Source organism: Microbacterium yannicii, from assembly GCF_024055635.1.
Lineage (GTDB): Bacteria > Actinomycetota > Actinomycetes > Actinomycetales > Microbacteriaceae > Microbacterium > Microbacterium yannicii.
The window spans coordinates 75,718-102,686 of record NZ_JAMXMB010000036.1 but is presented as its reverse complement, the minus strand read 5'-3'; the positions used below and the strand labels follow the sequence as shown (position 1 = coordinate 102,686).

Here is a 26,969-nt window from a genome sequence, read left to right as displayed (position 1 = left end):
CTCGGCGGGTGTCACCTGTTCAGTGCCGTGTTGATGGTGTCGATGAGCTGGGTGGACCCGAGCCCCTCGATCTCAGCGACGTACGCGTCCCAGTCCGTGTCGATCGAGCGCTGGCCGGTGATGAACGCAGCCGTCGCCGCATGCACGGCGTCGGTCAGCTGGGTCTGCAGCAGCGACGTCTGCTCCAGCTCGATCTCGTCGAGCAGCGGGGCGGGAGGGACCGGCAGCTGCTTCTTGGAGTCGAGCTGCTCCGCGGTCCACGCGGCGACCTCCTCCGTCATCAGCGAGAGCAGCAGCTCCTTCGATGAGCCGTTCGCGGGCAGGAAGACGCCGTTGCTGTAGCCGAAGTCGGCGTTCAGCTTCTTCGGTGCGCCGGAGTTGACGGCGCTCCAGCCGATGTCCTCCTTGAGCGTGCGGGTGCCGTCGGCATCCTTCGTGTACGTCTCACCCTCGACGCCCCACTGTGCGAACTCGATGCCCTCGTCGGAGTAGTACAGCCAGTCGACGAACTGCAGCAGCGCCTTGAAGTACGGCTTGTCGGCAGCATCGCTGCTGAGCATGAGTCCAGAGGTGAAGCGTCCGCTCGCGAGGTTCGACCCGGCAGGCCCCGCAGGGATCGAGATCAGGCGGATCGGCACGTCCGGCTGCCCGGCGTCCGCGAACTTCGTGCGGTACTCGGTGAGCGTCTGGGTGTTGCTGGAGATCGCGGCCGACTGGCCCGAGATGAACTTCTGGGTCGCCTGGTCGTCGCTCTGCGTGATCTCGGGGTCGAGGAGGCCGTCCTCGACGAGCCCGGCGACGTCGGAGACGAGGTCCCGGTACTCGTCGGTGGTGCCGGTGAAGACGTACTCCTCAGCATCCTCGTCGTACCAGGTGTTGGCGTACTGCCAGCCGGCGGCGGTGCCGTAGTTGGGGCCCATCACGTTGAGCAGCGAGCCGAGCGGCGTCGAATCGGTCCAGCGATCCGACATCGCGTAGGCCAGCTCGGGGTTGGCCTCCTGCACCTTGGCGAGCTGCTCGGCGAACTCCTCCCAGGTCTCGGGGTCCTCGGTGATCCCGGCCTTCTCCCAGAGGTCCTCGCGGATCGCGACGCTGTACTCGACGTTCGGCGTCTCGCGCAGGCCGGGAAGAAGGTAGATCTTCTCATCGGCCTGGCGGCGGTTGTCGAGTTCGTCCTTCAGGCCCCACTTCTCGACCTTCTCGCTGAAATTCGGCATGTACGCGAAGTAGTCCGAGACCGGCAGGATCGCCCCGCCCGAGACGAACTTCGTCTCGCTGCCGGAGTACGACACCGAGATGATGTCGCTCGCCTCGCCGCTGCCGATCAGCAGCGACTTCTTCTGCTCGAAGTCCGACATGGGGATGTCGGTACGCGAGAACGACACGTTGTTGTCGTCCGCCAGGTGCTGGAAGACGGACCAGTCGTTCTTCACCGGGTAGCCGGGGTGGTCGCGGTACATCAACGAGAACTCGACCGGTTCTGTCGCCTTGAAGGTCGTTCCGGCGTCGAAGTCCTCCATGGCGCCGACCGACTGCGCGTCGTCGATGGTGACGGCGTCGGTGGCGTCGGTGCCGCCGGTCGGTGCGGACGAGCACGCCGTCAGCGCGACGGCGAAAGCCGCGACGCCCGCGAGGCCTGCGAGGCCCGCGAGGCGATGGCGAGTGATGGTCATTGTTGTCTCCTTCGTGTGAACGTCGTCGTTCGACGTGGGTGTGTGCGGGGGGATGTTCAGCCTTTGACCGACCCGAGCATCACGCCCGAGACGAAGAACCGCTGGATGAACGGGTACAAGCAGATGATCGGGAGCACGGTGAGCAGCATCGTCACGGCCTGGATGTTCGATGCGATCTGGACCGATTCGCCGCCGGAGATCTCAGACGTTCCGGTGGCCGCGGCGATCAGGTTGCGCAGGTAGATCGTCACGGGGAACAGCGACTTGTCGTCCATGAACAGGAAGGCGTTGAACCATGAGTTCCACAGAGCCACCGCATAGAACAGGGTCATCGTCGCGAGCACGGCCTTCGACAGCGGCAGCACGATGCGGAAGAAGATCCCGTACGTGGACAGACCGTCGATCGCGGCGGCCTCCTCGAGCTCGACAGGGAAGCTCTCGAAGAAGGACTTCATCACCAGCAGGTTGAACACGCTCAACGCGCCGGGGACCACGACGGCCCAGATGCTGTTGCGCCAGCCGAGGTAGTTCGCGATCAGGATGTAGTTCGGGATCAGTCCCCCGCCGAAGAACATCGTGAAGACCGCGATCCCGACGAAGAACGTGCGTCCTTTGAGATAGGGCTTGCTGAGGGCATAGGCATACGTGGTCGTGATGATCATCGCGATGATCGTGCCGACGATCGTGTACAGGAACGTGTTCCCGTAGTTCGTCCAGAACAGCCCGTCGCCCATCACCGCACGGAAGGTGTCGATGTTGAACCCGCGCGGGATCAGGGTCACCTCGCCGGCCGCGATGTAGCCCTCGGAGGAGAAGGCCTTGGCGACGAGGTTCACGAACGGGTAGAGCGTGACCACGCAGATCAGCACGAGCGCGATCGCATTGACGACCCGGAAGGTCCGGTGGCCACGTGACTCTCGGATCACGCCGGTCTGGCGGCGGACGTGCGCCACGTCGGGCGTCGGGGGCAGGGCTTCGGTCACCACAGCGAGGCTCCAACCAGTCGGCGTGAGATGAGGTTCGCGAAGAGCACGAGGACCAGACCGATCAGGGCCTCGAACAGTCCGATCGCGGTTCCGTAGGAGAACTGCGCGGATTGGATGCCGACGCGGTAGAGGTACGTCGAGATGACGTCGGCCGTCGAATAGATCAGCGGATTCTGGAGCAGCAGCACCTTCTCGAACCCGACCGACATGAATGAGCCGATGTTCAGGATGAGGAGCACCATCATGGTCGGGCGGATGCCGGGCAGGGTGATGTGCCACGTCTGCTGCCAGCGGTCGGCACCGTCGATGCGCGCGGCCTCGTACAGCTGGTCGTCGATCGTGGTGAGCGCCGCAAGGTAGAGGATCGTGCCCCAGCCGACGGTCTGCCAGGCCTCGGAGGTCACGTAGATGGTGCGGAACCACTCCGGTCGCTGCATGAACGGCACGGGATCGCCCCCGAATGCCTCGACCACCTGGTTGATCGTCCCGTTCAGCGACGTCAGCTGCAGCACCAGGCCCGCGACGATGACGATGGACATGAAGTGCGGCAGGTAGGACACCGTCTGCACCAGCCGCTTGAATCGCCGGGAGCGGAGCTCGTTCAGCATCAGCGCAAGGATGATCGGCAGCGGGAAGCAGATCAGCAGGGTGAAGGCACCGAGGATCACTGTGTTCCAGAACACCGTCCAGAACTGCTGATTCGTGATGAACGCCTCGAAGTAGTAGAAGCCCACCCACTCGTCGCCGAAGATCGACCCGCCCGGGCGGAACCTCCGGAACGCGATGATGTTCCCCAGCATCGGGATGTAGCGGAAGATCAGCAGGAACAGGATCGGGGCGATCAGGAACGTGTAGATGCGCCAGTCCCTGGCCAGCGCCCGGCGCCACGACTGTCGGGCACGCGGGGTGCGGTCGCGTCGGAACGGGCGGCGCGGGGGTCGCGCCGTCGTGATCAGCCGCGTCTCGCCGGTCGGCTGAGCAGTGTCTCTCAGCAACGGGGGCGCTTCGACGGTTTCAGGCATTCAGCTCCACCTCCTCGTGGGTTCTGTGCGGGTCGGCGTTCAGCGCCGGCCATCTCTTGTCAGGGCGTGAGCACTTCCGCGAGCGCCTGGGCCTGCAGGCTCAATTCGGCGGCCTTGAAGGCATGCGCCTGGGTCATCGCGTTCTCGGTCCGGTCGAGGCAGTCACGGATGAGCTGACCGAAGTACGGGAAGCCGGTCATCCCGTTCGCGTTGAATCGGTACTGACCGTCGTGGTTGACCAACAGGACCTGCCCGCCGCCGTTGTCGGTGCCGATGTCGGTGTACTTGCGCAGCTCGAGATAGCCATCGGTGCCCAGGATGATCGTGCGTCCGTCGCCGAAGACGTCCAGCCCGTCCGGGGTGAACCAGTCGACGCGCACATACCCCGATGTGCCGTTGTCGAGCACGACGTGCGCGTCTCCGAAGTCCTGCAGGCCGGGGGTGTCGGCGTGCGCGTAGTTCGCGACCGTCGAGCTGACGATCCGACCGTCGGAGGCGCCGGTATACGAAAGGATCTGGTCGAAGTTGTGGCTGCCGATGTCGCAGAGGATGCCGCCGTACTGGGCGGGATCGTAGAACCAGTCGGGTCGTCCCGTGCCGACCCGGTGCGGACCGAACGAAGCCACCTGCAGCGCCCGCCCGATCGCGCCCTGCCCGATCAGCTGACCGGCGAGGATGGCCGACTCGGTGTGCAGGCGCTCGCCATAGTAGACGGCGTACTTCCGCCCGGTGCGAGCGGTCGCCTCCCTCGCGGCCTCGAGCTGGTCGAAGCTCGTGAGGGGTGCCTTGTCGACGAACGCGTCTTTGCCTGCTTCGATGGCGCGCAGGCCGATCGGCGCGCGTTCGGACGCGATGGCGGCGGTCGCCACGAGACGCACGTCGGGGTCGTCGAGGATCTCCTGCTCGGAGGACGCGACGCGGGCCGTCGGGTAGCGCTTCGCGAATTCGGCCGCCTTCGCGGCATCCCGGTCGAACACCCACGTGACGGTCGCACCAGCGTCGAGAAGGCCGTCCGTCATGCCATAGATGTGGCCGTGGTCGAGACCGACCGCGGCGAAGCAGAACTCGCCCGATGCCACGACGGGCTCGGGAAGCGGGTCGAAGGTGTAGGGGTGGTTCACTTCTGGTTCTCCTGGTCGGTCACGTCATAGGTGCGGAGGCGGCCGCACATTCCGAAGCTGCGCTCGCCGGTGGATGCCGCGGCCTGCTGCACTCTCGCTTCCCCGAGGTGGGCGACGTCGCCGCCTGCGACCGCCTGGGCGAGAGCCAGCGAACGCTCGGCCTGCGCGAGGGGCCGCTCGCGGATGAGGTCGCTCCAGGCGGCTGCGCGATCGCGTACCAGTGCGCCGGCTGCGGCCCGGAACGCTTCGAGCGGGGACGGGTCGCCCGCGAGCACCGCGTCGCGCAGCACCTCGAACCCGGCGACCGCAAGGTCGCGGCGACGCGATGCCCGCTCTGCGCGCCCTTCGGGCTCACCCAGCGATGCCGCCTGCGCGTAGGCCGCAGCATCCGTCACGATGTCTGCGGGAAATGTCATCACCGCGTCGCCCGCTTCGGGGAGCCCGGCGTTGCTCATCAGCACGACGACCTTGAGCTCGTCGTGGTTGACTGCGCGGTGAATGGTGCCGGGCGTGAACCACACCACCGATCCGGCGGAGAGCGGCGTCTCGTGGAATCCCTCGCCGTCGATGGTGTGGAGCGCGCCGGTGCCCGAGACGACGACATACGCCTCGGTGGACACGAGGTGCATGTGGGGGCTGCCGCCGCAGACGCCGTCGGGGGCGGCGTCGCCGTAGATGTCGAGATGCGACAGCGAGGTGCCGCCGGGGAACGAGGATGCGCTCATCAGGCCGCGACCTCGGCGAGCGAGAGCTGCTCCGCGTTGAGGTGCGGCGCGTGGGCGACGAGATGGCCCGCGCGATAGTACGGGTCGTCGACAGCGAGCGGCAGAGACACCAGCTGGTGCTCGATGCCCGCCTTGTAGATCGCGGTGACCACCTCGATCGCGTCGCGGCCGTCCCGCCCGTCGGCGACCGGCGCACGACCGTCCCTGATGGCAGCGAGCAGGTCGCCGATCTGGCCCTGGTGGCCGACGTGAACCAGCGGCTCTCGTGCCGCAATGATCTCCTCGATGGCTGCGACCCGCTCCGGATCCCCACCCTTGGCGGGGAAGCCGCCCGCGTCCGACCGCTCCGCCACGACCTTCCATGGCTGCGAGACGCGGGCGTATTCGCCCTGGATGACGATCTCCTGCTCCTCGCCGTGGTGCACGACAGAACTCGTCAGCTGTGCGAGGCCCCGCTCATACCGGAACACCGCGACCGAGATGTCTTCGACCTCGCTGTTGTCGTGCAGCGCGTTGGCGAGCATGGCGGCGATCTCGGTCGGGCTTCCCAGCAGCCACAGGAGCAGGTCGATGTGGTGGATCGCGTGGTTCAGCGTGCAGCCGCCGCCTTCCTTCTCCCACGTGCCGCGCCACCAGAGGTCGTAGTACGGCAGACCGCGCCACCACGCGGAATCCACCCGGACGTGCGCGATGCTGCCCAGCAGGCCGGAGTCGACCACGGCCTTGAGGGCGGCGAGGTCTTCGCGGAAGCGGTTCTGTGCGACGACGGACAGCAGTCGGCCCGAGCGCTGCTGCGCCGCGAGCATCGCATCGCACTCCTCGAGCGACGGGGCCATCGGCTTCTCGACGAGGACGTGGATGCCGGCGTCGAGGGCGGCGATCGACAGCGCCGCGTGCGTGGACGGCGGCGTGGCGATGCTCACCAGGTCAAGGCGCGCCTCGGCGATCATCCGGAGGGGATCGTCGTAGCCTGCCGCGTCCGTCAATCCGAGATTCTCGGCCGTGGCCGCGGCCTTGCCCGGCACGACATCGGCGAGCGCGACGATCTCGCACTGATCGGGGAACGCGCGATACCCGTTGATGTGGGCAGTCGCGATGCTGCCTGTGCCGATGATCCCGATTCTGAGCATTGCTTCCTCGCAGCGATTAATACGTATGACTAAGACGTAGTAGGTAGTATCGATGTGGGGCCATCCCCCGTCAAGCGTTTTCCAAACGCTTTCTGGGGGAAGTGAGGAGTCGAGGATGGAGAGGCGGCCGACCAGCCGGGATGTGGCGGCGCTGGCGGGGGTGTCGCAGTCCACGGTGTCTTTCGTCTACACCGGGCGCGACGGCATCTCCGAGGCGACGCGCAAGCGTGTGCTCCTGGCGGCGTCAGAGCTCGGCTACCGACCCAATCTCGCTGCGCGCGCCATGCGCACGCGGCGGACCGGCCGCCTCGCCGTGGTGATCCCTGTCAGCGCGCTGAACCCGCTCAGCATGCTGCGCGGAGCTACGGCGGCCGCACAGGAGACCGGCTATGTGGTGGAGGTCGTGAGCCTTCCCGACGACCCGATCGAGCGTGCCGCTCGCGTCGCGGAGATGGTCGACGCGCGTCAGCACGAGGGGATCCTCTCCTTCACGCCCTTGCAGGTGCCGGAAGTCACGGGGGAGGACGCCCCGACGGTGCTCTCCGTGTCGGAGTTCGATGATGAGATGCACGCGACGGGTCACCTCACGGACGCGCAGCCCATCGTCCTGATGATGCAACGCCTCGTCGAGCTCGGCCATCGCCGTTTCCTGCACATCACGGGTCCGCTCGAGTATCCCGCGGCGGTCGCACGACGCGACGCCTACCTCGACACCGTCGAGCGCCTCGGATTGGAGTCCCTCGGCGCCATCGAAGGCGAATGGACGGGCGAACTCGGTATGGCGGTCGTGGGCTCCCTGTCGGAGGAGGCGCCGCCGTTCGCCCTGATCGCCGCCAACGACTACGTCGCCGCCGGCGCGATCCGTGCCGCGACGCTCCGCGGCTGGTCCATGCCTGGAGACATGAGCGTGACCGGGTGGGACGATGTCGGGCTCAGCGCCTTCCTCGTCCCCTCTCTCACCAGCGTCGTGCAGGACCGCGAGCGCCTCGGCGACTACTCGATGCGCCGACTCATCGCCGCAGTACGAGGCGAAGAGCCGCCGGAGCGACCGACCGGCCTTCAGCGGATCATCTGGCGCGAGTCGATCGGCGCGCCGGGCGCCTGACATCGCCGCGAGACTAGGCTCGCACGGAGGCGGGCATCGAGGCATCGAGCCCGCGGCCACACGTCGCTAGCCTGGCGGGATGAGCGACTACCAGGTGCTGGAGATGGGCGGACTCGACGAGTGGCGGGGGCACTACGGCGGGTTCCGGCCCGACAGTTCCCGTGACGGACGCCGCGTCGTAGACCACGAGCTGACCATGCAGTACATCGGCATGACGGCCAACGCGTACGAGCCGGGTGAGGAAGCGGGCTACTGGCACGTCCACTCGGAGGTCGAGGAGGTCTACGTGTTCCTCGCCGGGCGCGGCCAGATGGCGCTCGACGACGACATCGTCGACGTCGGCCCAGGTACCGCGGTGCGCGTCGGCCAGGGGGTGCTGCGCACGTGGCGCGCGCTGCCCGACAGCCCGGAGGAGCTGCGCTGGCTCTGCATCCGTGCGGGTGGGCGCGAGCTGCCGCACCTCCCCGACGACAGTCGGCGTGCTCCCGAGCGCCCGTCCCCCTGGACGTGAACCCCGAGGACGCCACCCTCTTCGCTCAGGCCAGCAGCAGGTAGACCGCGCCGACGATCGTGAAGACGATCACGAGCTTCTCGAACACGGACTGCGGCATGCGGTCGGCCAGCCAGCGGCCGAGGAAGGCGGCGACGACGACGAGGGGCACCAGGACCAGGTCGATGAGCAGCCCGGGCACCGTGATGATGCCGATGCCGATCGAGAACGGCACCTTGAAGAGGTTGACGATCGCGAAGAACCACGCCGCGGTGCCGAGGAACGCCTTCACCTCGAACCGTGCAGCGAGGAAGTACATCGACATCACCGGACCGGCCGCGTTGGCGACCATCGTCGTGAATCCGCCGAGCGACCCGTAGGTCGCCGCCGCGACCCGATGCGGTCCGGCGGTGTCGACCTGCGACATGAACCGGCGGCGCAGCAGCGTGATGGCGATGACGGCGAGGAGGATCACGCCGATCGTCTTCTTCACCCAGATGTCGTCGGCGAACCACAGGAAGACGACGCCGAGCAGCACCCCGATGACGACCGCCGGCGCGAGTCGCGCGAGTGTCCGCCAGTCCGCATGGCGGCGATACATCGTGACCGCGAAGATGTCGGCGACGATCAGGAGCAGCAGCAGCACCCCGGTCGACTGCTTCGCGGGCAGGACGGCCGCGAAGATCGCGACCGCGATGGTGCCGGCTCCGGGCACGGCCGTCTTCGAGAGACCGACGACGAGGGCGCCGATCCCCAGCAGCGCCCAGGCCCACCAGGCGAGGTCGGGCACGTCAGCCGGCTCGACCGTCGGCCGTGGCAGCGGTGAGCGCCGCCTCGCCGAGCGCGGTCCGGCGCGCGTCGTCGGTCATCCACAGCGGACGGACGAGCGCACGGATGCCGAGCCCCGCCACTTCGGCGGCGATGGCCTCGTCCTCCTCGGCGATCAGCCAGGCGTCGAGCAGGCCGCCGTCCGCGCGGGCGCCGTAGAGGCCGGCGACCGCCGCGGCCGAGGTCGCGACCCCGATCGCCGTGAGACACACGTCGGCCATGCCGCGCACGACCTTCCCGCCGATGATCGGCGAGACCCCGACGATCGGCGCGGCCGTCGCACGGAGCGCCTCGCGCACGCCGGGAACGGCGAGGATCGGGCCGATCGACACGACGGGATTCGACGGAGCGAGGAGCACCACGTCGGCCTCCGCGATCGCCTCCACCACACCCGGCGCCGCGGCGGCGCGCTCTATGCCGGGGTTCTCGAACCGCGCCGGCGTGAGGGTCGCGCGGTGACGCGTCCACCATTCCTGGAAGTGCAGGCGCGAATCGTCCTCGAGGACGACGACCGTGTCGACCTCGGCGTCGGTCATCGGCAGCAGGCGCGCGCCGAGGTCCCAGCGGTGCGACATCCGCTCGAGCACCTGCGTGGGAGTGAGGCCGTCGCGCAGCCAGCCGGTGCGGGCGAGGTGCGTGCCGAGGTCGAGGTCGCCGAGGGTGAACCACGGCCACCCGGCGCCCCACGCCTGCAGCTCCTCGTTCACGCGCTCACTGTCGCCCTGACGACCCCAGCCTCGTTCGGCGTCGTTCACGCCCGCGAGCGCGTAGGTGATCGAGTCGACGTCGGGCTGCAGCCGGACGCCGGACAGCCACAGATCATCGCCGGTGTTGACGACGACGGTGAGCGTCGATGCGGTGTCGTCGAGGCCGCGGGCGCGCAGGGCCGCGCGGATGCTCAGCACGAAGCGGGAGCCGCCGACGCCGCCCGCGAGCACGACGATGCGGGGCGTGCCGGTCATCCCGCGTCAGCCCCGGGTGTCCATGCCGAGCCGCGGCAGCGCGCCGGTGCGCGGCGCGAACTCATCGGCCGCGTGGGGCAGCGAGAACTTGGCGACGGCGTCGATGAGGGCATCCACCGTCTGGGCCTCGGCGACGACATCGACGTCGAGGCCGGCTCGACGCGCGTCCTTGGCGGTGCGAGGGCCGATCGCGGCGATCAGAGTGGTGGCCGGGATGTGCGCGAACTGCTCGTGGACCTGCTCTGCGACCGAGCCGCTGGTCACGAGGATGGCGTTGATGCGACCGGATCGGACGTCTTCGGCGATGCGATCGGTCACGGGCACCCCGACGGTGCGGTAGGCGACGACACTGCGGACCCGGTGCCCGGCATCGGTCAGCATGCGCGTGAGCACCGGCTTCGCGATCTCGCTGCGGAGGGTGAGGATGTCGCGGGGCTGCGGTTCGAGGCTGATCATCTGCTCGGCCATGCCGGCCGCCGAGTTGTCCCGGTCCGGCACGAGATCCACGTGGTAGCCCACCGCGAGAAGCGCTGCCGCTGTGGTCTCACCCACGGCCGCGATCTTCGTGCTCGCAGGGACGACAGCCCGGTAGGCGTACAGCACGTCGACGGTCGTGGCGCTCGTGACGGTCAGCCAGTCGAACCGGCCGGCCGCCAGATCGGCGAGCGACTGCTCGAGCGCCGCCTGATCGTTCGTGGGAGCGAAGTTGATGAGGGGGGCGATGACCGGGGTGGCGCCCTGACGGCGCAGAGTGGCCGCGACGCCGTCGCCCCAGGGACCGCCCCGGGGGACGAGAACGCGCCAGCCGGTCAGAGGTTTGACGGACTGGTGCTGTGCTGCGGCGGTGTTCATAAGGGGGTCGACTCTCGATGGTGCTCAGCCGGCCGCCCACCACGTTCGAGCAGCCGATGCGCGATGGGAATCGGGTTCGCGCGATCGGCAGCATACGCACCGTTGCACTGCCTTGTCTCCCGAGCATACCCCTCATCTCGGAAGCGGTGTCCCTCCCCTGTGGAGAGCATGCTCCGAGGCGGCCTCAGCGCGTGTAGAGGCGGACGAAACCCCAGACGGCGGCGCCGATCGCAACAGCGCCGACGACGACGGCCACCGCGGCGAGCGCAGGGTTGCGCCGCTGGAAGGCACGCGCCTGCTCCACGCCGTCGTCGACCGCGCGGCCGACGCGCCGAGGCACGTTCGCCTTCTCCTCGATGGCGGCGAGCGCGGCCTTCAGTTCGGTCCTCGCCTGCACGACGGGATCGGCGATGCCGAGCGGAACCGCCGTGCGCGGCACGGGTACGACGGCGTCAGAGCTCATCGCGCACCTCTTTCACGTCCAGGGCGATCGACTGCACGGGGTTCTGCCGCTCGCCGATCTTCTTGAAGCGGAGGATGCCGAGCCATGCCAGCACCGCCGCGATGAGGAGCATGGCGAAGAACACGACGAGCGCCGAGAGCCAGACCGGCCACCAGGACGACAGTCCGGCGATCACGAAGGTGCCGAGGACCGGCACCGACCAGAACAGCACGAACAGCGCGGCGAACGCCCACAGCGCTCCCCACCCGCCGTCCTTCGCCGTCCGGGAGAGCCAGGCCTTCGCTGCGTCGACCTCCGCGATGACGAGGTTGCGGATGAGCTCCGGGATCTCGCCGACGAGGGTGAGCAGGCTGTCGTCGGAGCGGTCGCGGAAGCCACGCGGCGTGGTCATCACGTCAGGCCCCGCCGCGTCCGTTCTCCGACACGTCGTCGACCACGTCGTCGACCGCGTCCTTCACCGCCTCTGTGGAGGTGCGCGCAGCCTTCTGCACGTCGTCGGCCGAGTCCTGCCCGACCTTGAGCGCCGCGTCCAGCTTCTGCCCGGGGGTGCCCTTGGCGCCCGCGGCCTGGGTGACCTTGACGGCCGACTCCCAGAGCGTCGACGGCAGAGCCATCGCCTGCGATTTGGCGAAGTCCTTCACCTTGTCGACCTGCGCCTGGACGGGCTCGGCGTTCCACACCTTGAGCCACTGAGTCTTGATCTGCTCGTACCGCTGTCGGCCCGCCCGCGTACCGAGGACGTATCCGACTGCAAGTCCGAGGACGAGTCCTGCCTTGCCCCTCATGAGGCCTCCTCACGCTTGGTGTGCACCTGACGATCATCCCCAGGGTAGCCCTGTATGCCGATTCCGGCATCCACCCTTGACACGGATCGCGGCCGCGTGCTCATTCCGGTGCCGATGCACCCCAGAGCACCCGGCGGCGCAGCCGGTCGGTCTCTTCGCGGGCGTCGCCGACGACCTGTGCGAGCCCGCTTCCCGAGAGCCACGCGCCGACCGCCGCGATGCCGTGTTCGCGGGTGACCGCGGCACGGACCGCGGACGTGCGCTCGCCGTGCCCGAGAGCCGACGCGGGGGGCGCGAGGGTGAACGCGTCTCGATGGGCGTCGACGACCCGCGCGCCACCCGATCCAGCGCCACCGGATCCAGCCGCAGCTGATCCCGCACGATCGAGGCGGACGCCGAGGAGAGCGGATGCCTCCGCCACCGCGAGTGCGGTGGCGTCGGCGTCCGAGAGCGCCGCGGTGGCGGGGGCGACGCCCGGCCCTCCGAAGGAGACGCGGAGGATGTGGCGCCCGGCACCGACGGCGCGGGCGAGCCACGCCCAGCGCGCGGTCTCATGTACGAGTCCCGTCGCGCGGAGCGCTCCGGGCACGGCGTGCACCTGCGCACCCCGGGGCGCGGCGTCGAGTTCCGGTGCGTCGACGACGAGCGTCACCACCTCGCGGGCGATCCCCGCGGGCACCGCGTCGGCGAACGCGGGAGCGTCGAGCGCCGACGCGAGCAGCGCACGCGCGACGGCTTCGTCCGTCGCGACGATGACGGCATCGGCTTGGAGCTCCCCCGGCGCCGCCGCGCTCGACGGGGCGCCTGCCGGCTCCGCGGTGTCCGGCTCCGCAGTGTCCGGCTCCCCAGTGCTCGGCTGCGCTCCGCTCACAGCAGCGGCCTTCGGGGTCGCAAGCCCGACGGTCCATCCGTCGCCCCCGCGCACCAGCGCCGTGGCCCGCGCGCCGGTGTGCACCGCAGCCCCGCGCTCGACGAGCCGCTGTGCCAGCGCGGCCACGAGCTGCGGCATCCCCCCGTCCAGCCCTTCGATCGCAGGCCCGCCGGCGCCGACACGCACATCGGCGACCGCGCCGCCCAGCCACCCGGTGCGCGTGAGGGCGTTGCTGAGCCCGGGCGCCGCGATCTCGACGTCGACCTCGTCGGGGCCGAGACCGAACCGGTCCACCGTGAGCGGTGCGACAAGCCGGTCACGCACCTTCGCGCCCATGCGGCTGCGCACGAGGCGGCCGAGGCTGCGCTGGGCGCCGATCGTCAGCGGCGGTCGCAGGCGATCCACATACGCCCGCCAGGTGCCGTCCCAGCCGATGATGCGGCGGACGCTCTCATCCCACGGGTTCGCCGGGATGCCGAGCACCTGCTCGGGCGGGAGCGGCGCAGCGGCGCCCTTCGGCAGGCCGGCGATCCACTCGCGGTCATCGCGCGGCGTCACGATCGCGGCGCCGGGGAGCACCTCGTCCACGAGTCGCCGCACGGCGCCGCCGCGGGTCGACCAGCAGGTGACGCCCGTCTCGACATCGAAGCCGGCGAGGCGGGCCGAACCGATCGTGCCGCCGAGGCGATCGGATGCCTCGACCAGCGTGACGCTCATCCCCACCTTCGCGCACTCCCACGCGGCGACGAGCCCTGCGATCCCCCCGCCGATCACCACCACGCGGGTGTGCTGCGCGTGGTCGACGAGGTCCTGGAGCGGTTCGGCGGCCGGGCTCACCCGGCGGGCGACTCCCGGCGGCACGTCGGCGTCTGCAGGGGGCGTGGCGTTGCTCACGGCATCCATCCTCCCATTCGGCCTCTGCCGCGCCCGCGGTCCGCGGGTGCCAGACTGAATCCATGACGCTCCACATCACCGGAGACGACGAAGCCGATCGCCTGCTGACCGATGACCCGCTCGCCCTGCTCATCGGCATGCTGCTCGACCAGCAGGTCGCGATGGAGACCGCGTTCGCGGGCCCGCTCAAGATCGCAGAGCGCGCCGGGACGCTGGATGCCGCGGCGCTGGCGAGCTTCGACCCCGAGGCGTTCGCGGGGCTGTTCTCGGCGACCCCCGCGGTGCACCGGTTCCCGGGATCCATGGCGGCCCGCGTGCAGGCGCTGTGCGCGGCCGTCGGTCAGGACTGGGACGGCGACGCCTCGGCGATCTGGACCCGCGACGCACCCGACGGAGCCACCGTCCTCAAGCGCCTCAAGGCCCTGCCGGGGTTCGGCGAGCAGAAGGCGAAGATCTTCCTGGCGTTGCTGGGCAAGCAGTACGGGTTCGCCGGCGAGGGGTGGCGCGAGGCATCCGCCCCCTATGGGGAGGACGGGTCGTTCCGCAGCGTCGCCGACATCGTCTCGCCGGAATCCCTGACGAAGGTGCGCGAGCACAAGCGGGCCATGAAGGCCGCGGCCAAGTCCGGGGCCGGCGGCGCCTGATGAAGAAGTCCGGCGGTGACGTCGACGAGTTCCTCGCCGCGGTGACCTCGCCCAAGCGCCGACGGGATGCCGCGACCATGGTCTCTCTGATGCGCGATGTCACCGGGCGCGAACCCGAGCTGTGGGGCACGATCGTCGGCTTCGGGTCGTGCCATTACCACTACCCCACCGGCACGGAAGGCGACGCCCCCATCAGCGCGTTCGCCCCGCGTCGCCAGGCGACGACGGTCTACCTGCTCGACGCCGGGGCGCATGGGGAGCGGCTGGCGAGGCTGGGCCCCCACGAGATCGGCGCCGGCTGCCTGTACGTCAAGGACCTCGAGGCGATCGACGCCGAAGTGCTGCGAGAGATCGTGGCCGAGGACTACCGGCGCGTGATCGACGGAGACACCGGCTCGGCGACGCTCACCGTCACCGGCTGACGCGCCGGGTGGCGGGTTCCTGATCCGCGGGACGGGCGGGGACGGGTCCTAAGGTTGACGACGTGCGGCTGAGGTTCTTCGGTGGACTCGAGGCGGAGGCGGATGACGCCCCGATCGAGATCCGCGGTCGCGGCCAGGGGGCTCTCCTCTTCCGCCTGGCGCTGGACGCGGGCACGACCGTCGCATACCGCTCGCTCGCGGAGGACGTGTGGCCGGATGACCTGCCGGACGATCCGCGCGCCTCGCTGCAGTCGCTCGCCTCGCGCCTGCGCCGCGTCGTTCCCGCCGGGACGCTCGAAGCGGTGCCGGGCGGATACCGGCTCGCGGTCGCACGCGAGGACGTCGACGTCACGCTGTTCCAGGACCTCGTGGCGCGCGCCCGGCACGCCGAAGACCCGGCGGTCGCGGTCGCGGACGCCCGAGCCGCGCTGGCCCTGTGGCGCGGCGAACCCTGGACGCCGGGCGACGGCTTCGACTGGGTCGTCCGCGACCTGCTCGAGGACCGCGCGCATGCGGAGCGGATCGCCGGCGCCCGCGCCGGAGACCCGGGCGTCGGCGCCGCCCAGGCGCGGCTCGCCCGCGGCGCGGCTGCGGCGGCTGTGGCGGCGCCAGCACCCGCAGCACCCGAAGACGTGACGCCCGCCCCGGGGCCGGCACCGACCGTCCCTGCGAGCCTCACACCGCTGATCGGCCGCACCCGGGAGCTGGAGCTGATCGTGGCCCAGTTGCGCGCGGAGCGTCTCGTCACGCTCATCGGACCCGGCGGCGCCGGCAAGACCACCCTCGCGTTCGAGACCGCGCGGCGCACGCCGGGGTCGATCGTCGTCGAACTCGCGCCGGCCGCGCCGGGCGAGGTGTGGGCGGCCGTCGCGGGGTCCGTGGGCCGCAGCATCCGTGTCGGTGAACTCGTGTCGACGAGCGCGCGCGACCGGGTCGTCGAGGCGCTCGCCGGACGGTCGGTGCTGGTCGTCCTCGACAACTGCGAGCACGTCTCGACGGAGGCCGCGGAGGTCGCGCTCGATCTGCTCGGCAGCGCGCCGGGATCCCGCATCCTCGCGACAAGTCGCGAGCCGCTGGGTCTCGCCGGCGAGGCGTTCGTGGATCTGGGGCCGCTTCCCGGCGACGACGCCCGCGAGCTCTTCACCCGCCGCGTCCGGGCAGCGCGCGGCACTGCCCCCACCGCCGACGAGGCGGCCGCTGTCGACCGCATCGTCAGCCGGCTCGACGGCCTGCCGCTGGCGCTCGAGCTCGCCGCGGCGAAGTCCCGCACGCTCACGATCGCCGAGATCGACAGCGGCCTCGACGACCGTTTCGCTCTCCTCGCCACGGGCCCGCGTGCGCTCGAGGCACGCCATCAGACACTGCGCGCACTGATCGACTGGAGCTGGGAGACGCTGACGGATGCCGAGCGCACCGCCCTCCGTGCCGCTGCGGTCTTCCCCGACGGCGTCGACGCGCGTGATGTGCCGGCGGTGGCCGCCGCGTTCGAGGTCGACGGCGGATCGTTCGAGACCCTCGTCGACAAGTCGCTGCTGCGGCGGTCGGAGGGGCGCCTGCGCATGCTCGAGACGGTGCGCGAGTACGGCATCGACCGCCTGCGCAACGAAGGTCGCGAGGCGGAGTTCCGTGCGCGTGAGGCGCGAGCGATGTGCGAGCTCGCCGCTCGCCAGGACGCGCTGCTGCGCGGCCCGCGCGTGCGCGAGGGGCTCGCCTGGTTCGACGCCGACGAGGAGAACCTCAGCGCAGCTCTGCGCACATGTGCCGAGCAGCCGGGCCTGGAAGACGTCGGCATCCGGCTCGTGCGTGCGTGCTTCTGGACGTGGATCATGCGCGAGCGCTTCACCGAGCTGCAGTCCGGCATCCGACGGTTCGGCGAAGCTGCCGCGTCGCTCGACTCCGAGCCGGCCGTGGTCGTGCGGGCGATCGCGATCCTCGGATTCGCCTTCGCACCTGACGCCGCGGCGCCGGCGTCGGCCCCCGCGACGGTGTCGGTCCACGGCGGCGCGCGGGATGCCGCCACCCCGACCGCCCGCGCAGCGGCCGGTGACTCCGCCGCCCGACCCGGCGAGCCGACGCCGAGCGGTCTCGCACGTCTCGAGCGGGAGGCACCGGCTGTCGTCGCGGCCGCGCAGGTGCACCGCAGCGAGCTCTCGGCCGCCGTCCCTCCGCTCCTCCACGGGCTCCTCGAGGAGGCGCGGCGGCACGTGCCCGGTGCCCCCTGGACGCGCAGCTTCACCATCCGGGACGACGGTCTCGAGGACGCCCCCGCGTGGACCCACGCGTTCCTGAGCATGATGCGCTCGGCCCTCGCCCAGAACACCGGCGACACCGAGACGCTCGGGGCGGAGAGCGACCGGGCGCTGTCGATGTTCCTCGAGCTCGGGGACGTGTGGGGAACGGCGTTCGCGAGCCAGATGCGCTCGGAGTGGCTGCAGCTCGCGGGGCGGCTCGAGGAGGCCCTCGCCGTCGCGGACGCATCCACCGAGGGGCTCGCCGGGCTCACCTCGACGACGGACCTGGTGCAGCAGCGCTCGCAGAGCATCGGCCTGCTGCTGCGCCTCGGCCGCATCCACGAAGCGCGCGAGCGGCTGACCGGCAGCCGCGAGCTCGCGCGTTCGCTCGAGTCGCCGCGCGCTCTCGCGCAGACCGACATGGACGCGGCGATGATCGAGATCGCCGTCGGAGACGGCGCCGAGGCGCTCCGCAGTCTCGACGCGATCGACGCCGAGATGCTGCCGGCCTTCCCCGACCAGCTGACCGCGTGGTCGCAGTCCCGCCGTGCGCAGGCGCTGCTCCTGGAGGGGCGGGCCGACGAGGCCCACGACGCATTGCGCCGGGCATATCCCTCGGCCACGCGCAGCGGGGACCACCCGATCGTGTCGGATGTCGCCGTTTCGATCGCGGGCTGGCTCGCTCTGACGGGAAGGGATGCCGACGCCCGGCGCGCCCTCGTCGCGGGAGCGCGCCTGCGAGGCGGCGTCGACACCACCGACCCGTTCCTGCGCGTCATGCGTGCCCGGCTGGACAGCGACGCCCTCGCGCCGGAGGCCGCCGAGGCAGTGGAGCTCGGCGCCGACGGCGCCGACGAGCTCGCCGTGCTGGCGGCGCTCCTCGGCTGACCGCGCCGCGGCTCCGTGATCCTCGGGGGCACGAAAGAGCCGGGGCGGCTCCTGCCACCCCGGCTCCTCATCGCGGCCGCGGGTCGCGGCATCCGATCATGCCTTGCGCATGTAGGCGCGCACCGTGAGCGGCGCGAACACGGCCACGATCACGGCGGCCCCGAGCAGGGCGGTGAAGACGTCAGTGGTGACGGCGCCCTCGTTGACCAGGCCGCGCACCGCGGTGACCAGGTGCGAGACCGGGTTGATGTCGACGAACCACTGCAGCCAGTCGGGCATGGTGTCGGCGGGCACGAAGGCGTTCGAGAGGAACGTCAGCGGGAACAGGATGAGCATCGAGATGCCCTGCACACTCGAGGCTGTACGCGCGATCACGCCGAAGAAGGCGAAGATCCAGCTCATCGCCCACGAGCAGGCGATCACGAGGAGGCCGGCCGCGATGACGCCGCCGAGCCCGCCGCCGGGACGGAAGCCCATGATGAAGCCCATCGTGAAGGTGAGCGTCGTGGCGATCGTGTAGCGCAGCGTGTCGGCCAGCAGCGCGCCCGACAGCGGCGCGATGCGCGCGATCGGGAGCGAGCGGAACCGGTCGAACACGCCTTTGTCCATGTCTTCACGCAGCTGCACGCCGGTGACGACGGAGGTCGTGATGACGGTCTGCACAAGGATGCCCGGGATGATGATCGGCAGATAGCTCTGCACGTCGCCGGCGATCGCGCCGCCGAAGATGTACGTGAACATCAGCGTGAAGATGATCGGCTGGACCGTCACATCGATGAGCTGCTCGGGCGTGCGGCGGATCTTGAGGATGCCCCGCCACGCCATGGTGAGCGTGTTCTGAACCGTGAGCGCGAGGCTCGTGCGGTTGGAGAGGTGCCGGTCGGCGACCGGGACGATGGGGGTGGCGAGCGCGGTCATGCGCGGACTCCTTCGAGCTGGTCGGCCGTCGCGTGGGCGGCCGCGTCGTCTTCCGGCACGCCCTTGCCGGTGAGGGTGAGGAACACCTCGTCGAGCGTCGGCTGCTGGACGCTGAGCTCTTCGAGGTGCAGATCGGCGTCGCGGAACGCGACGAGCAGGTCGGCGACCCGGTCGGGATCGCTCATCGGCACCGTGAGGCGCGCCGCCTCCGGCGACACGATGGCCGAGACGCCGAGCAGGCGCACGATCTCGCGCTGCGCGGCGGCGATGTCGGAGCCGGCACGCAGGCGCAGCAGCAGCGACGCCTGGCCGACCGACGACTTGAGCTCGAGGGCGGTGCCCTCGGCCACCACGGTGCCCCGATCGATCACGGCGATGCGATCGGCGAGCTGGTCGGCCTCGTCGAGGTACTGCGTCGTCAGCAGCACCGTCGAGCCCGTCGCCACCAGACGACGGATCGTGTCCCACATCTGCCCGCGGGTGCGCGGGTCGAGGCCGGTGGTCGGCTCGTCGAGGAAGATGAGCGGAGGCTGTGCGATGAGGGATGCCGCGAGGTCGAGGCGACGGCGCATGCCGCCGGAGAACTTGGCCAGCGGACGGGTGGCCGCCTCGGTGAGCGAGAACTCCTCGAGGAGCTCGGCGGCCTTGCGCTTCGCATCGCCGCGCGACAGCCCGAGGAGACGCGCGAAGATCACGAGGTTCTCGGTGGCCGAGAGCGTCTCGTCGACGGACGCGAACTGGCCGGTGAGGCCGATCAGCTGGCGCACGATCTGCGGGTGGCGCACGACGTCGTAGCCGAAGATCTCGGCGCGGCCGGCGTCGGGCTTGAGGAGCGTGCCCAGCATGCTGATGGTGGTGGTCTTGCCCGCGCCGTTCGGCCCGAGCACACCGTAGACGGTGCCGGCTTCGACGGTCAGGTCGACGCCGTCGACCGCCCGGTTGCTGCCGAAGGTCTTGACGAGGCCTTCGGCGCGGACCGCGGGGGTGCGGGAGGTGGAAGTGGTGATGGTCATGGGAGTCGCCTTTCGACGTCACCCAGAGTGCGCCTCGCGCACTGTCGCATCCCTGTCGTGCTCGCCCGCTCGCTGCCGCCGCGCTGTCACGCCGCTGTCACGACCGGCGGGCAGCCACCCGCCGGTGCCTGGCGCCGGCCTCCCGTGCACCTCAGCGCAACACGCGCCCGCTCACGGCCAGCGTCAATCGCCGCGGCATGAGGCCCGCGAGCTTCGCACTGACCGCATTGAGCCAGCCCGACACGACGCTCGCGCGTCGGCCGCGATCGAGCTCGCGCAGCGCGAGTGCGACCACCTCGGCCGGCGTCTGGAAGCGCCCGACCGCGGCGTCCCGGGTGCCGACCACGTCGAAGAACTCCGTGCGCGTGGCCCCCGGGCTCAGCGCCAGCACGCGCAGTCCGCTCTCCCTGGTCTCGTACGCGAGCGCTTCGGTGAAGCTCAGCACGAAGGCCTTCGTGGCGCCGTACACCGCCATGTTCGGGCACGGCTGGTACGCGGCGGTGCTTGCGATGTTCACCAGCGCCCCTCGGCCGTCGGCGATGAGAGCGGGCAGGAGCTCGCGCGTCACCGCCACGAGGTTCGCGACGTTCACCTGCACCATCCCGGCGATCCGGCCCGGATCGGCGTCGGCGAAGGCGCCCTTCATGCCGAAGCCGGCGTTGTTGACGAGCGTCTGGACGCGGATGCCGCGCTCGTCCAGTGCCGCGCGGAGGGCGGTGGCGGCATCCGTTCGCGAGAGGTCGAGCGGGATCACCGTCGCGCGCACGCCGTGGGCCGCTTCGAGGCGCTGCGACAGCTCGCGCAGGCGCTGCTCGCGCCGGGCCACGAGCACGAGGTCGGCACCGCGAGCGGCGAGCTGTTCGGCGAACTCGGCGCCGAGTCCAGCGCTGGCACCGGTGATGAGGGCGGTCGTGCCGGAGTAGGTGATCGTCATGAAGCCAATGTAGACACGGCAGCGCAGGCGACGGATGCCGCGACCCGGCGAGGTCGCGGCATCCGTCGTTCTGCGGTCAGGCGCCGCGCAGGCGCTCGGCGAGGTAGGCGTGCAGCCCCTCGAGGGGCACGCGCTCCTGGCCCATCGTGTCGCGGTCGCGCACGGTGACGGCGCGGTCCTCGAGCGAGTCGAAGTCGACGGTCACGCAGAACGGGGTGCCGATCTCGTCCTGGCGACGGTAGCGGCGGCCGATGGCCCCGGCGTCGTCGAAGTCGATGTTCCACTCGCCGCGGAGGTCTTCGGCCACCTCGCGGGCGATCGGCGACAGCTGCTCGTTGCGCGACAGCGGCAGCACCGCGGCCTTGACGGGGGCGAGGCGCGGGTCGAGCTTGAGCACCGTGCGGGTGTCCGTGCCGCCCTTCGCGTTGGGCGCCTCCTCCTCGTGGTACGCGTCGACGAGGAACGCCATCATGGCGCGCGTGAGACCGAACGAGGGCTCGATGACGTAGGGGATGTACTTCTCGCCCGACGCCTGGTCGAAGTACGACAGCGACTGACCGGAGGCCTCCGCATGCGAGCCGAGGTCGTAGTCGGTGCGGTTGGCGACGCCCATGAGCTCGCCCCATTCCTTGCCGGCGAAGCCGAAGCGGTACTCGACGTCGATCGTTCCGTCGGAGTAGTGCGCGCGATCCTCTTCGGGCACGTCGAACCGGCGCATGTTGGCGGCATCGATGCCCAGGTCGATGAACCAGTTCCAGCACTCCTCGACCCAGTGGTCGAACCACTCCTGCGCGTCGGCCGGCGGCACGAAGTACTCGATCTCCATCTGCTCGAACTCGCGGGTGCGGAAGATGAAGTTGCCGGGGGTGATCTCGTTGCGGAACGCCTTGCCGACCTGGCCGATGCCGAACGGCGGCTTCTTGCGGCTCGCGGTGAGCACGTTCGCGAAGTTCACGAAGATGCCCTGGGCGGTCTCGGGGCGAAGGTAGTACAGGCCGCTCTCGTCGTCGACGACGCCGAGGTACGTCTTCACCAGACCCGAGAACTCCTTGGGCTCGGTGTACTGCCCCTTCGTGCCGCAGTGGGGGCACGGCACGTCGGCGAGCCCGTTCTCGGCCTTGCGGCCCTTGCGCGCCTCGAAGTCCTCGAGGAGGTTGTCGGCGCGGAACCGCTTGTGGCAGTGCAGGCACTCGACCAGCGGGTCGGTGAAGGTCGCGACGTGACCGGATGCCTCCCACACGCGCTTGGGGAGGATGATCGACGAGTCGAGGCCGACCATGTCGCCGCGGCCGCGCACGAACGTCTGCCACCACTGGCGGCGGATGTTCTCCTTGAGCTCGGTGCCGAGGGGCCCGTAATCCCACGCCGACCGGGATCCGCCGTAGATCTCACCCGCCTGGAACACGAACCCGCGGTGACGGGCGAGGGCGATGACTTTGTCGAGGCGAGACTGCTCGGCCACGGTGGCTCCAATGGTCGGGTGGGGATGCACGAGGGTGCGGATGCCACGGACCGCGGCATCCGTCGATTCTATCGAGCGGAACCACGTCGTTGGCCGTCCCGAGCGCAGCATGGGGAACTCTCCCCATCGAGCGCCAGGACGGGCCGACCTAGGATGATTCACGTCGATCGGAGTCACAGTGGACGGTGTCCAGCTCAATCTCGCACGGCTCCTGGAAGCCGGGTCGAGACTCACCTCGGTGAAGAGCGAGTTCGAGAACGCGTCGGCGAACGCGCGGGGACTCGCGGACGCCGTCGGCCACGACGGACTCGCGGACGCCCTCATCGACTTCGCCGACAAGTGGGACGACACGCGCAAAGACATGGTGGCGAACATCGGGACCCTGGCCGAGGCCTCGACCGGCATCGCCGAGGCGTTCGGGCAGCTCGACTCCGAGTACGCGAACGCCCTCTCGGGCGACGGCGCGGCGCCGCCCGCCGGCGGACATCGGCCGGAGGTGCTGTGATGTCCCGCCCCTTCGACTGGACGCCGCTCGACCGCGGCTCGGACCCCATTCCCGGCGAGCCGGATCGCGTCCGCGACGGCGGCCGTGACTACGTCGACGTCGCCGGTGCCATCGGCCGCGCCGTGCGCGCCCTGCGAACGATGGAGCTCGACGGCGATCGATCCGACGCGACCGATGAGCTCATCACCAACGCCGGCGACGTCGCGGACGACATCGAGCGTGCGCAGGAGCGCTACCGCGAGACCGGGCTCGCGCTGCTCGCGTACGCACCACGCCTCGCGAGCGCGCAGCAGACGTCGCTCCGGGCGCTCACGATGGCCGAGTCGGCTCGTGAGGCGGCCGAGGAAGCTCAGCAGTCGCGCCAGCACTACCTCGACCTCGCCGCCGACTCCGAGAGCGCCGACGGCGCCTCCGACTACCGCGATCGCGCGCGGGGATACGAGGAGGCCGGCGACGACGCCGCCGGCGCGCTGCGGAGCGCCCGCGCCCTGCTGGAGGACGCGATCGACGAACGGGACGGTGCCGCGCAGGACGCGATCGACCGCATCCGCGACGTCATCGACGGCGACGGCCTCAACGACTCGTGGTGGGACGACTGGGGAGCGGATCTGCTCGCCGCCATCACCGACATCGCCGGCTGGGTGGCCACCATCGCCGGCGTCCTGGCACTGTGCGTGTCGTGGATCCCCGTGATCGGCCAGGCGCTCGCCGGCGTCCTGCTGATCGTCGCCGGTGTCGCCGCGGTGATCAATGCGATCGGCAACGTCATCCTGGCCGCGAGCGGTGAACGCAGCTGGACCGAGGCGGTCATCAGCATCGCCGCAGCGGCGCTGTCCGTCGTCGGACTGGGCGCAGTCGCCCGGTCGCTCGGCAAGGTGGCCAGCGTCGCGCGGATCAACAGCGTCGCCCGACTCCAGCCGCTGCGCCAGGGCGAGACGATGATGCTGGTCCCGCTGCGCAACGCCAATCGCTACTCGGTCGCCTCGCTGCGCGAGTCCGAAGCGCTGTGGCGGTCGCCCGTCACCGAGCTCGCCGCCGACACGCCCCTCTACCGCCTCTACAGCGGGAGCAACCAGCTGGGCTCGTCCTTCGGCAGCGTGCCGCCGACGACGCTGCGATTCCCCCACAACTCGCTGGGGCTCCCCGCCGCGAACACGATGGAGCGCATGGCCACGTTCCAGATCGACGACATCGGACAGCTCGCGCTCCAGCGGCACGCGCTGCCCTACGAGGGCACGCTCGGCGGAGCGGCGGAGTACGTCTTTCCCCGCGCCTCGGGCGTCAGCGTCGTGAACGACGTGCCCTTCGTGATCCCATGACGCGCATCGACCGGCTGACCTTCCCGTATCCCGCGGCCCTGTACCGCGGCGACGGCAGCGGTGTCGCGGTCGTCCACCGGCAGGTCGCGATCGACGCCGGCCCGTCCTGGGCGAAGGTGATCGAGCCGGGAGGCGGGATCGGGCCGGGCTTCGTGTACCTGCAGTACCACAGCGGGGATGTCGCCGTCTTCGCGGTCGACGGAACGGCGTCCGACGAACCTCCCGCGCAGACGCAGCTCGATCCTCGACTGCGCGCACTGGGCGAGTACTTCGAATCGGCTGACGCCGACGAGGCGCGTCGCTCCGACAGCGCGAGCGGTGCGAAGCGTCGTGCAGACCTCGCGGCGATCCGAGCGGCCACCTTCGTCGTCACCGCGCACGCCGACGGCCGACGCTGGTCGGTGGAGATCGGCCCCGCGGTGGGGAGCAGCACGCAGCTCGTCCTGCGGAGCGACGCCGGCGACGTGCGCCTGATGGACACGACGGCGCCGCGCGAGCGGCTCGAGCAGGCGCGGACGACGACGGTGCCCATCGAGGCGACCGAGATGGTGAACCGCCGCTTCGGGTTCGGGACGGGGCGACGCGCGAGCACGGTGCAGCTCACGCTGGGCCCGGCGGAGGAACCTGCCGAGGGTGCCGAGTGATCAGCGCCCGGCCGGTCGCCGCGTCCGCGGACGTCGGATCGCCCGAGCTCGCGGCCGCGCTGGCCGCATCCGACCCGGTGGCGGTCGGTCGCGCACTGCAATCAGGGTGGGTGATCGTCGCCGTGACCCGCCACGACGACCGCACCGACATCCGGCTGTTCGACGGCCTCGATCCTGAACGCCCGGGCTGGGAGCTGCCGCTGTTCTCGACCACCGCCGCGCTTCGCGACTTCCTCGCAGACGATCCGGCGCGCGAGTTCGACTTCGTGCGGGCGGCATCGCTCGCCGGGTTCCTGGAATCGGCGCGCGAGACGATCGCCCGCGTCGTGTTCGACCCGGCGAGCCCGCATGCGGTCGCGGCATCCGTCGACGACATCCTCGACGCGATCAGCGACCCCGCCGACGAGCCCCGGCCGTTGGCGCGCGGCATCGCCGACACGGACCGTGCACTGGATCTCGAGCTTCCGCTGGGCGAGGACTGGTTCCGCATCGATCTGACCGACACGGCAGGGCGTGAGGAGCGGATCGGCGAGCTGATCGACCGCCAGCTCGCGGGGCTGGATGCCGGACCGGTGCTTCGGACCCAGCTGTCGCAGTGGTTGCGCCGTATGATCCGCGTGGCCGACGGCGGCCGCGGTCGCGAGACGGCGTTCCTGACACGCCGCAGCGACACTGCCGCGCTCGCCCTGTCGATGACGCGCTACTGGCAGCCGCTGGGTCCTGCGCTCGGGGGGCGCGACCACCTCGACGCGCTCGCCGATCGCCTGCGTGCCCAGCCCGGCGAGGACGAGCTGGTCATGGCCCAGACGCCCACCGGCCGGCTTCTTCGGCGAACGCACGAGTCCGAGGGCAGCGCCGAACTTCGAGCCCAGTCGATCCCCGTGCTGACGATCGACTACTGGCTGGAGTTCCCGGACCGCCGCGGCCTGTGCCTGGTGAGCTTCTCGACGCCGCACAGCACGCTGCGCGAGGCGATCAGCGAGCTCACCGATGAGATCGTGGTCGCGTCGTCGTGGGTGATCGCGGGCACGGATCCGGAGACGCGATGACCGATCCCGAGTCGATTCCGGTGACGCCCGCTTCGGCGGTCACCTCTGCCCGCCTGGCCGCTGCGCTGGCCAGCGGAGATGCCGACGAGATCGGCCGGGCCCTCCGCCACGACATCGTCGTGGTGCCGCTGCTCCGCGGCGCCGACGGCACGGCCCAGATCCGCGTGTTCCAGCCGGAGGGGGGCGGCACCGACCTCGCGCTGTTCTCGTCCTCCACGGCTCTGGCCCAGTTCCTCGCCGGCGACGGACAGCGCGAGTTCGACGTGCGGCGAGGCGTCGAGCTCGCCCCCTTCCTCGCGCAGCATCAGGCGACCCTCACGCGCGTGGTGTTCGATCCCGCCGGCCCCCATCCGGTCGCCGCCCCGGTCGACGCCGTCATCGACGCGTTGCGACCGCGGGCCGACGACGACGACCTCGCCTGGATCGCCGGCGCCGACCGGGGTGCGGGCGAGGTCGTCGACTTCCGGCTCGCCATGTCGCTCGGAGCGTGGGAGCGCGCGGTGCCGGCCGACCTGCTCCCCGCGAGGTCGCGTGCTGCCGCCCAGTTCGTCAAGCGAGTGCGCAAGGCGGCGCCTCCGGCACGTGACCTCGTGGCCGCGTGGGTCTCGGACACCGCGCGCGAGTGGGCGGCGCTCCCCGCCGCCCGAGAGGTCGATCTGCACGTGAGCGGTCGCGGCGGCGACGCCCTCGTCGTGCTCGCCTCCCGCTCCTGGCACGTCGGGCGGATCGACCCGGACAGCGCGGCCGGTCGAGCCCTCGCCGCTCACGGGGAGGGCTTCGCGCGGTTCGACGCGGGCGGGGCGATGCCGGGCGTGCGCGGCATCCATCCCCTTCCCGCACCGGGTGTCCCGGGAGGCCGCGGGGTCATGGTGGACTACTGGCTGCCGTTCCCCGACGCGAAGGGCGTCTGCCGCGTGCGCTTCGGCTCGCCGCAGCCCGAGCGCGTCGCCGATGTGCTGGCCGTGTGCGAGCCGGTCGTCGCGAACGGAGCCTGGGCGGAGCTCCGGCGCGACGGCGCCGGCGTCGGCTGATG

General features: G+C 70.6%; 27 protein-coding genes. 10 read left to right on the top strand and 17 right to left on the bottom strand.

Going from position 1 to position 26,969, the window contains the following annotated elements; all coding sequences use genetic code 11:
* Window positions 1–11: 11 nt before the first annotated feature.
* From NCG93_RS15000 to NCG93_RS14975, 6 genes are read right to left on the bottom strand one after another with little or no spacing between them, the layout of a single operon-like run.
* Complete coding sequence (locus NCG93_RS15000) at window positions 12–1,673, bottom strand: ABC transporter substrate-binding protein (protein ID WP_194412571.1); 1,662 nt, start codon at window positions 1,671–1,673, stop codon at window positions 12–14.
* 56 nt (window positions 1,674–1,729) lie between these two features.
* Window positions 1,730–2,659 carry a carbohydrate ABC transporter permease gene (locus NCG93_RS14995; RefSeq protein WP_194412570.1) on the bottom strand — a complete coding sequence of 310 codons (930 nt, stop codon included), beginning with the start codon at window positions 2,657–2,659 and terminating at the stop codon, window positions 1,730–1,732.
* The gene (locus NCG93_RS14990) at window positions 2,653–3,681 is read right to left on the bottom strand and encodes an ABC transporter permease (protein ID WP_194412569.1); all 1,029 of its coding nucleotides are present in this window, start codon (window positions 3,679–3,681) and stop codon (window positions 2,653–2,655) included. The genes NCG93_RS14995 and NCG93_RS14990 overlap by 7 nt, the downstream gene beginning before the upstream one ends.
* 59 nt (window positions 3,682–3,740) lie before the next feature.
* A complete protein-coding gene (locus tag NCG93_RS14985; RefSeq protein WP_194412568.1) occupies window positions 3,741–4,802 on the bottom strand; it encodes a Gfo/Idh/MocA family protein in 1,062 nt (353 codons plus the stop codon).
* Window positions 4,799–5,527 carry a cupin domain-containing protein gene (locus NCG93_RS14980; protein ID WP_194412567.1) on the bottom strand — a complete coding sequence of 243 codons (729 nt, stop codon included), beginning with the start codon at window positions 5,525–5,527 and terminating at the stop codon, window positions 4,799–4,801. Before NCG93_RS14980 ends, NCG93_RS14985 begins: the two co-directional genes overlap by 4 nt.
* A complete protein-coding gene (locus NCG93_RS14975; protein ID WP_194412566.1) occupies window positions 5,527–6,657 on the bottom strand; it encodes a Gfo/Idh/MocA family protein in 1,131 nt (376 codons plus the stop codon). The genes NCG93_RS14980 and NCG93_RS14975 overlap by 1 nt, the downstream gene beginning before the upstream one ends.
* A gap of 115 nt (window positions 6,658–6,772) precedes the next feature.
* Between NCG93_RS14975 and NCG93_RS14970 the strand changes: the two genes are divergently transcribed.
* Both NCG93_RS14970 and NCG93_RS14965 read left to right on the top strand, forming a co-directional pair.
* Window positions 6,773–7,762, top strand: a complete 990-nt coding sequence (locus NCG93_RS14970; protein ID WP_194412565.1) for a LacI family DNA-binding transcriptional regulator — start codon at window positions 6,773–6,775, stop codon at window positions 7,760–7,762.
* Window positions 7,763–7,841: 79 nt separating this feature from the next.
* Window positions 7,842–8,273 (top strand): cupin domain-containing protein, encoded by a 432-nt coding sequence (locus NCG93_RS14965; RefSeq protein ID WP_194412564.1) that lies wholly within the window; start codon window positions 7,842–7,844, stop codon window positions 8,271–8,273.
* A gap of 25 nt (window positions 8,274–8,298) precedes the next feature.
* Here the strand turns inward: NCG93_RS14965 and NCG93_RS14960 are convergent, their stop codons facing one another.
* The 7 genes from NCG93_RS14960 to NCG93_RS14930 form a co-directional block, all read right to left on the bottom strand.
* The gene (locus NCG93_RS14960; protein WP_194412563.1) at window positions 8,299–9,042 is read right to left on the bottom strand and encodes a sulfite exporter TauE/SafE family protein; all 744 of its coding nucleotides are present in this window, start codon (window positions 9,040–9,042) and stop codon (window positions 8,299–8,301) included.
* A gap of 1 nt (window position 9,043) precedes the next feature.
* On the bottom strand, window positions 9,044–10,042 hold the full coding sequence (gene cofD / locus NCG93_RS14955) for a 2-phospho-L-lactate transferase (protein WP_194412562.1): 999 nt from the start codon (window positions 10,040–10,042) through the stop codon (window positions 9,044–9,046).
* 6 nt (window positions 10,043–10,048) lie between these two features.
* Window positions 10,049–10,894 carry a uroporphyrinogen-III synthase gene (locus NCG93_RS14950; protein WP_194412561.1) on the bottom strand — a complete coding sequence of 282 codons (846 nt, stop codon included), beginning with the start codon at window positions 10,892–10,894 and terminating at the stop codon, window positions 10,049–10,051.
* Window positions 10,895–11,078: 184 nt separating this feature from the next.
* Window positions 11,079–11,357: a hypothetical protein gene (locus NCG93_RS14945; protein ID WP_194412560.1), complete on the bottom strand. Its 279-nt coding sequence runs from the start codon at window positions 11,355–11,357 to the stop codon at window positions 11,079–11,081.
* Window positions 11,347–11,748 carry a phage holin family protein gene (locus NCG93_RS14940; RefSeq protein WP_194412559.1) on the bottom strand — a complete coding sequence of 134 codons (402 nt, stop codon included), beginning with the start codon at window positions 11,746–11,748 and terminating at the stop codon, window positions 11,347–11,349. Before NCG93_RS14940 ends, NCG93_RS14945 begins: the two co-directional genes overlap by 11 nt.
* A 4-nt stretch (window positions 11,749–11,752) precedes the next feature.
* Complete coding sequence (locus tag NCG93_RS14935) at window positions 11,753–12,142, bottom strand: hypothetical protein (protein ID WP_194412558.1); 390 nt, start codon at window positions 12,140–12,142, stop codon at window positions 11,753–11,755.
* A gap of 100 nt (window positions 12,143–12,242) precedes the next feature.
* Entirely contained in the window at window positions 12,243–13,907 is a 1,665-nt protein-coding gene (locus NCG93_RS14930) for a protoporphyrinogen/coproporphyrinogen oxidase (RefSeq protein ID WP_252787567.1), read from the bottom strand.
* A gap of 62 nt (window positions 13,908–13,969) precedes the next feature.
* Here NCG93_RS14930 and NCG93_RS14925 point away from each other — a divergent pair, with 62 nt between their 5' ends.
* From NCG93_RS14925 to NCG93_RS14915, 3 genes are all read left to right on the top strand, one after another.
* Window positions 13,970–14,551, top strand: coding sequence for an HhH-GPD-type base excision DNA repair protein (locus NCG93_RS14925; RefSeq protein ID WP_194412556.1), 582 nt, complete (start codon window positions 13,970–13,972; stop codon window positions 14,549–14,551).
* Window positions 14,551–14,973 (top strand): DUF1801 domain-containing protein, encoded by a 423-nt coding sequence (locus NCG93_RS14920; protein ID WP_194412555.1) that lies wholly within the window; start codon window positions 14,551–14,553, stop codon window positions 14,971–14,973. Before NCG93_RS14925 ends, NCG93_RS14920 begins: the two co-directional genes overlap by 1 nt.
* A 62-nt stretch (window positions 14,974–15,035) precedes the next feature.
* Window positions 15,036–18,092, top strand: coding sequence for an ATP-binding protein (locus NCG93_RS14915; RefSeq protein WP_194412554.1), 3,057 nt, complete (start codon window positions 15,036–15,038; stop codon window positions 18,090–18,092).
* A 96-nt stretch (window positions 18,093–18,188) separates the two neighbouring features.
* Here NCG93_RS14915 and NCG93_RS14910 read toward each other — a convergent pair whose 3' ends face one another.
* The 4 genes from NCG93_RS14910 to NCG93_RS14895 form a co-directional block, all read right to left on the bottom strand.
* Window positions 18,189–19,010 carry an ABC transporter permease gene (locus tag NCG93_RS14910; protein WP_194412553.1) on the bottom strand — a complete coding sequence of 274 codons (822 nt, stop codon included), beginning with the start codon at window positions 19,008–19,010 and terminating at the stop codon, window positions 18,189–18,191.
* Entirely contained in the window at window positions 19,007–20,023 is a 1,017-nt protein-coding gene (locus NCG93_RS14905) for an ATP-binding cassette domain-containing protein (RefSeq protein ID WP_194412552.1), read from the bottom strand. Before NCG93_RS14905 ends, NCG93_RS14910 begins: the two co-directional genes overlap by 4 nt.
* A 151-nt stretch (window positions 20,024–20,174) precedes the next feature.
* Window positions 20,175–20,957 (bottom strand): SDR family NAD(P)-dependent oxidoreductase, encoded by a 783-nt coding sequence (locus NCG93_RS14900; RefSeq protein WP_194412551.1) that lies wholly within the window; start codon window positions 20,955–20,957, stop codon window positions 20,175–20,177.
* Window positions 20,958–21,033: 76 nt separating this feature from the next.
* Window positions 21,034–22,419, bottom strand: a complete 1,386-nt coding sequence (locus NCG93_RS14895) for a glycine--tRNA ligase (RefSeq protein ID WP_194412550.1) — start codon at window positions 22,417–22,419, stop codon at window positions 21,034–21,036.
* A 238-nt stretch (window positions 22,420–22,657) separates the two neighbouring features.
* On the opposite strand from NCG93_RS14895, the gene NCG93_RS14890 reads away from it, so the two are divergent.
* The 5 genes from NCG93_RS14890 to NCG93_RS14870 are packed head-to-tail and all read left to right on the top strand — an operon-like array spanning window position 22,658 to window position 26,967.
* Window positions 22,658–22,924 (top strand): hypothetical protein, encoded by a 267-nt coding sequence (locus NCG93_RS14890; RefSeq protein WP_194412549.1) that lies wholly within the window; start codon window positions 22,658–22,660, stop codon window positions 22,922–22,924.
* Window positions 22,924–24,243: a putative T7SS-secreted protein gene (locus NCG93_RS14885; RefSeq protein WP_194412548.1), complete on the top strand. Its 1,320-nt coding sequence runs from the start codon at window positions 22,924–22,926 to the stop codon at window positions 24,241–24,243. Before NCG93_RS14890 ends, NCG93_RS14885 begins: the two co-directional genes overlap by 1 nt.
* Window positions 24,240–24,887: a hypothetical protein gene (locus NCG93_RS14880; RefSeq protein WP_194412547.1), complete on the top strand. Its 648-nt coding sequence runs from the start codon at window positions 24,240–24,242 to the stop codon at window positions 24,885–24,887. The genes NCG93_RS14885 and NCG93_RS14880 overlap by 4 nt, the downstream gene beginning before the upstream one ends.
* Complete coding sequence (locus NCG93_RS14875) at window positions 24,884–25,936, top strand: hypothetical protein (RefSeq protein WP_194412546.1); 1,053 nt, start codon at window positions 24,884–24,886, stop codon at window positions 25,934–25,936. Before NCG93_RS14880 ends, NCG93_RS14875 begins: the two co-directional genes overlap by 4 nt.
* Window positions 25,933–26,967, top strand: a complete 1,035-nt coding sequence (locus NCG93_RS14870) for an SseB family protein (RefSeq protein ID WP_194412545.1) — start codon at window positions 25,933–25,935, stop codon at window positions 26,965–26,967. Before NCG93_RS14875 ends, NCG93_RS14870 begins: the two co-directional genes overlap by 4 nt.
* Window positions 26,968–26,969 lie beyond the last annotated feature (2 nt).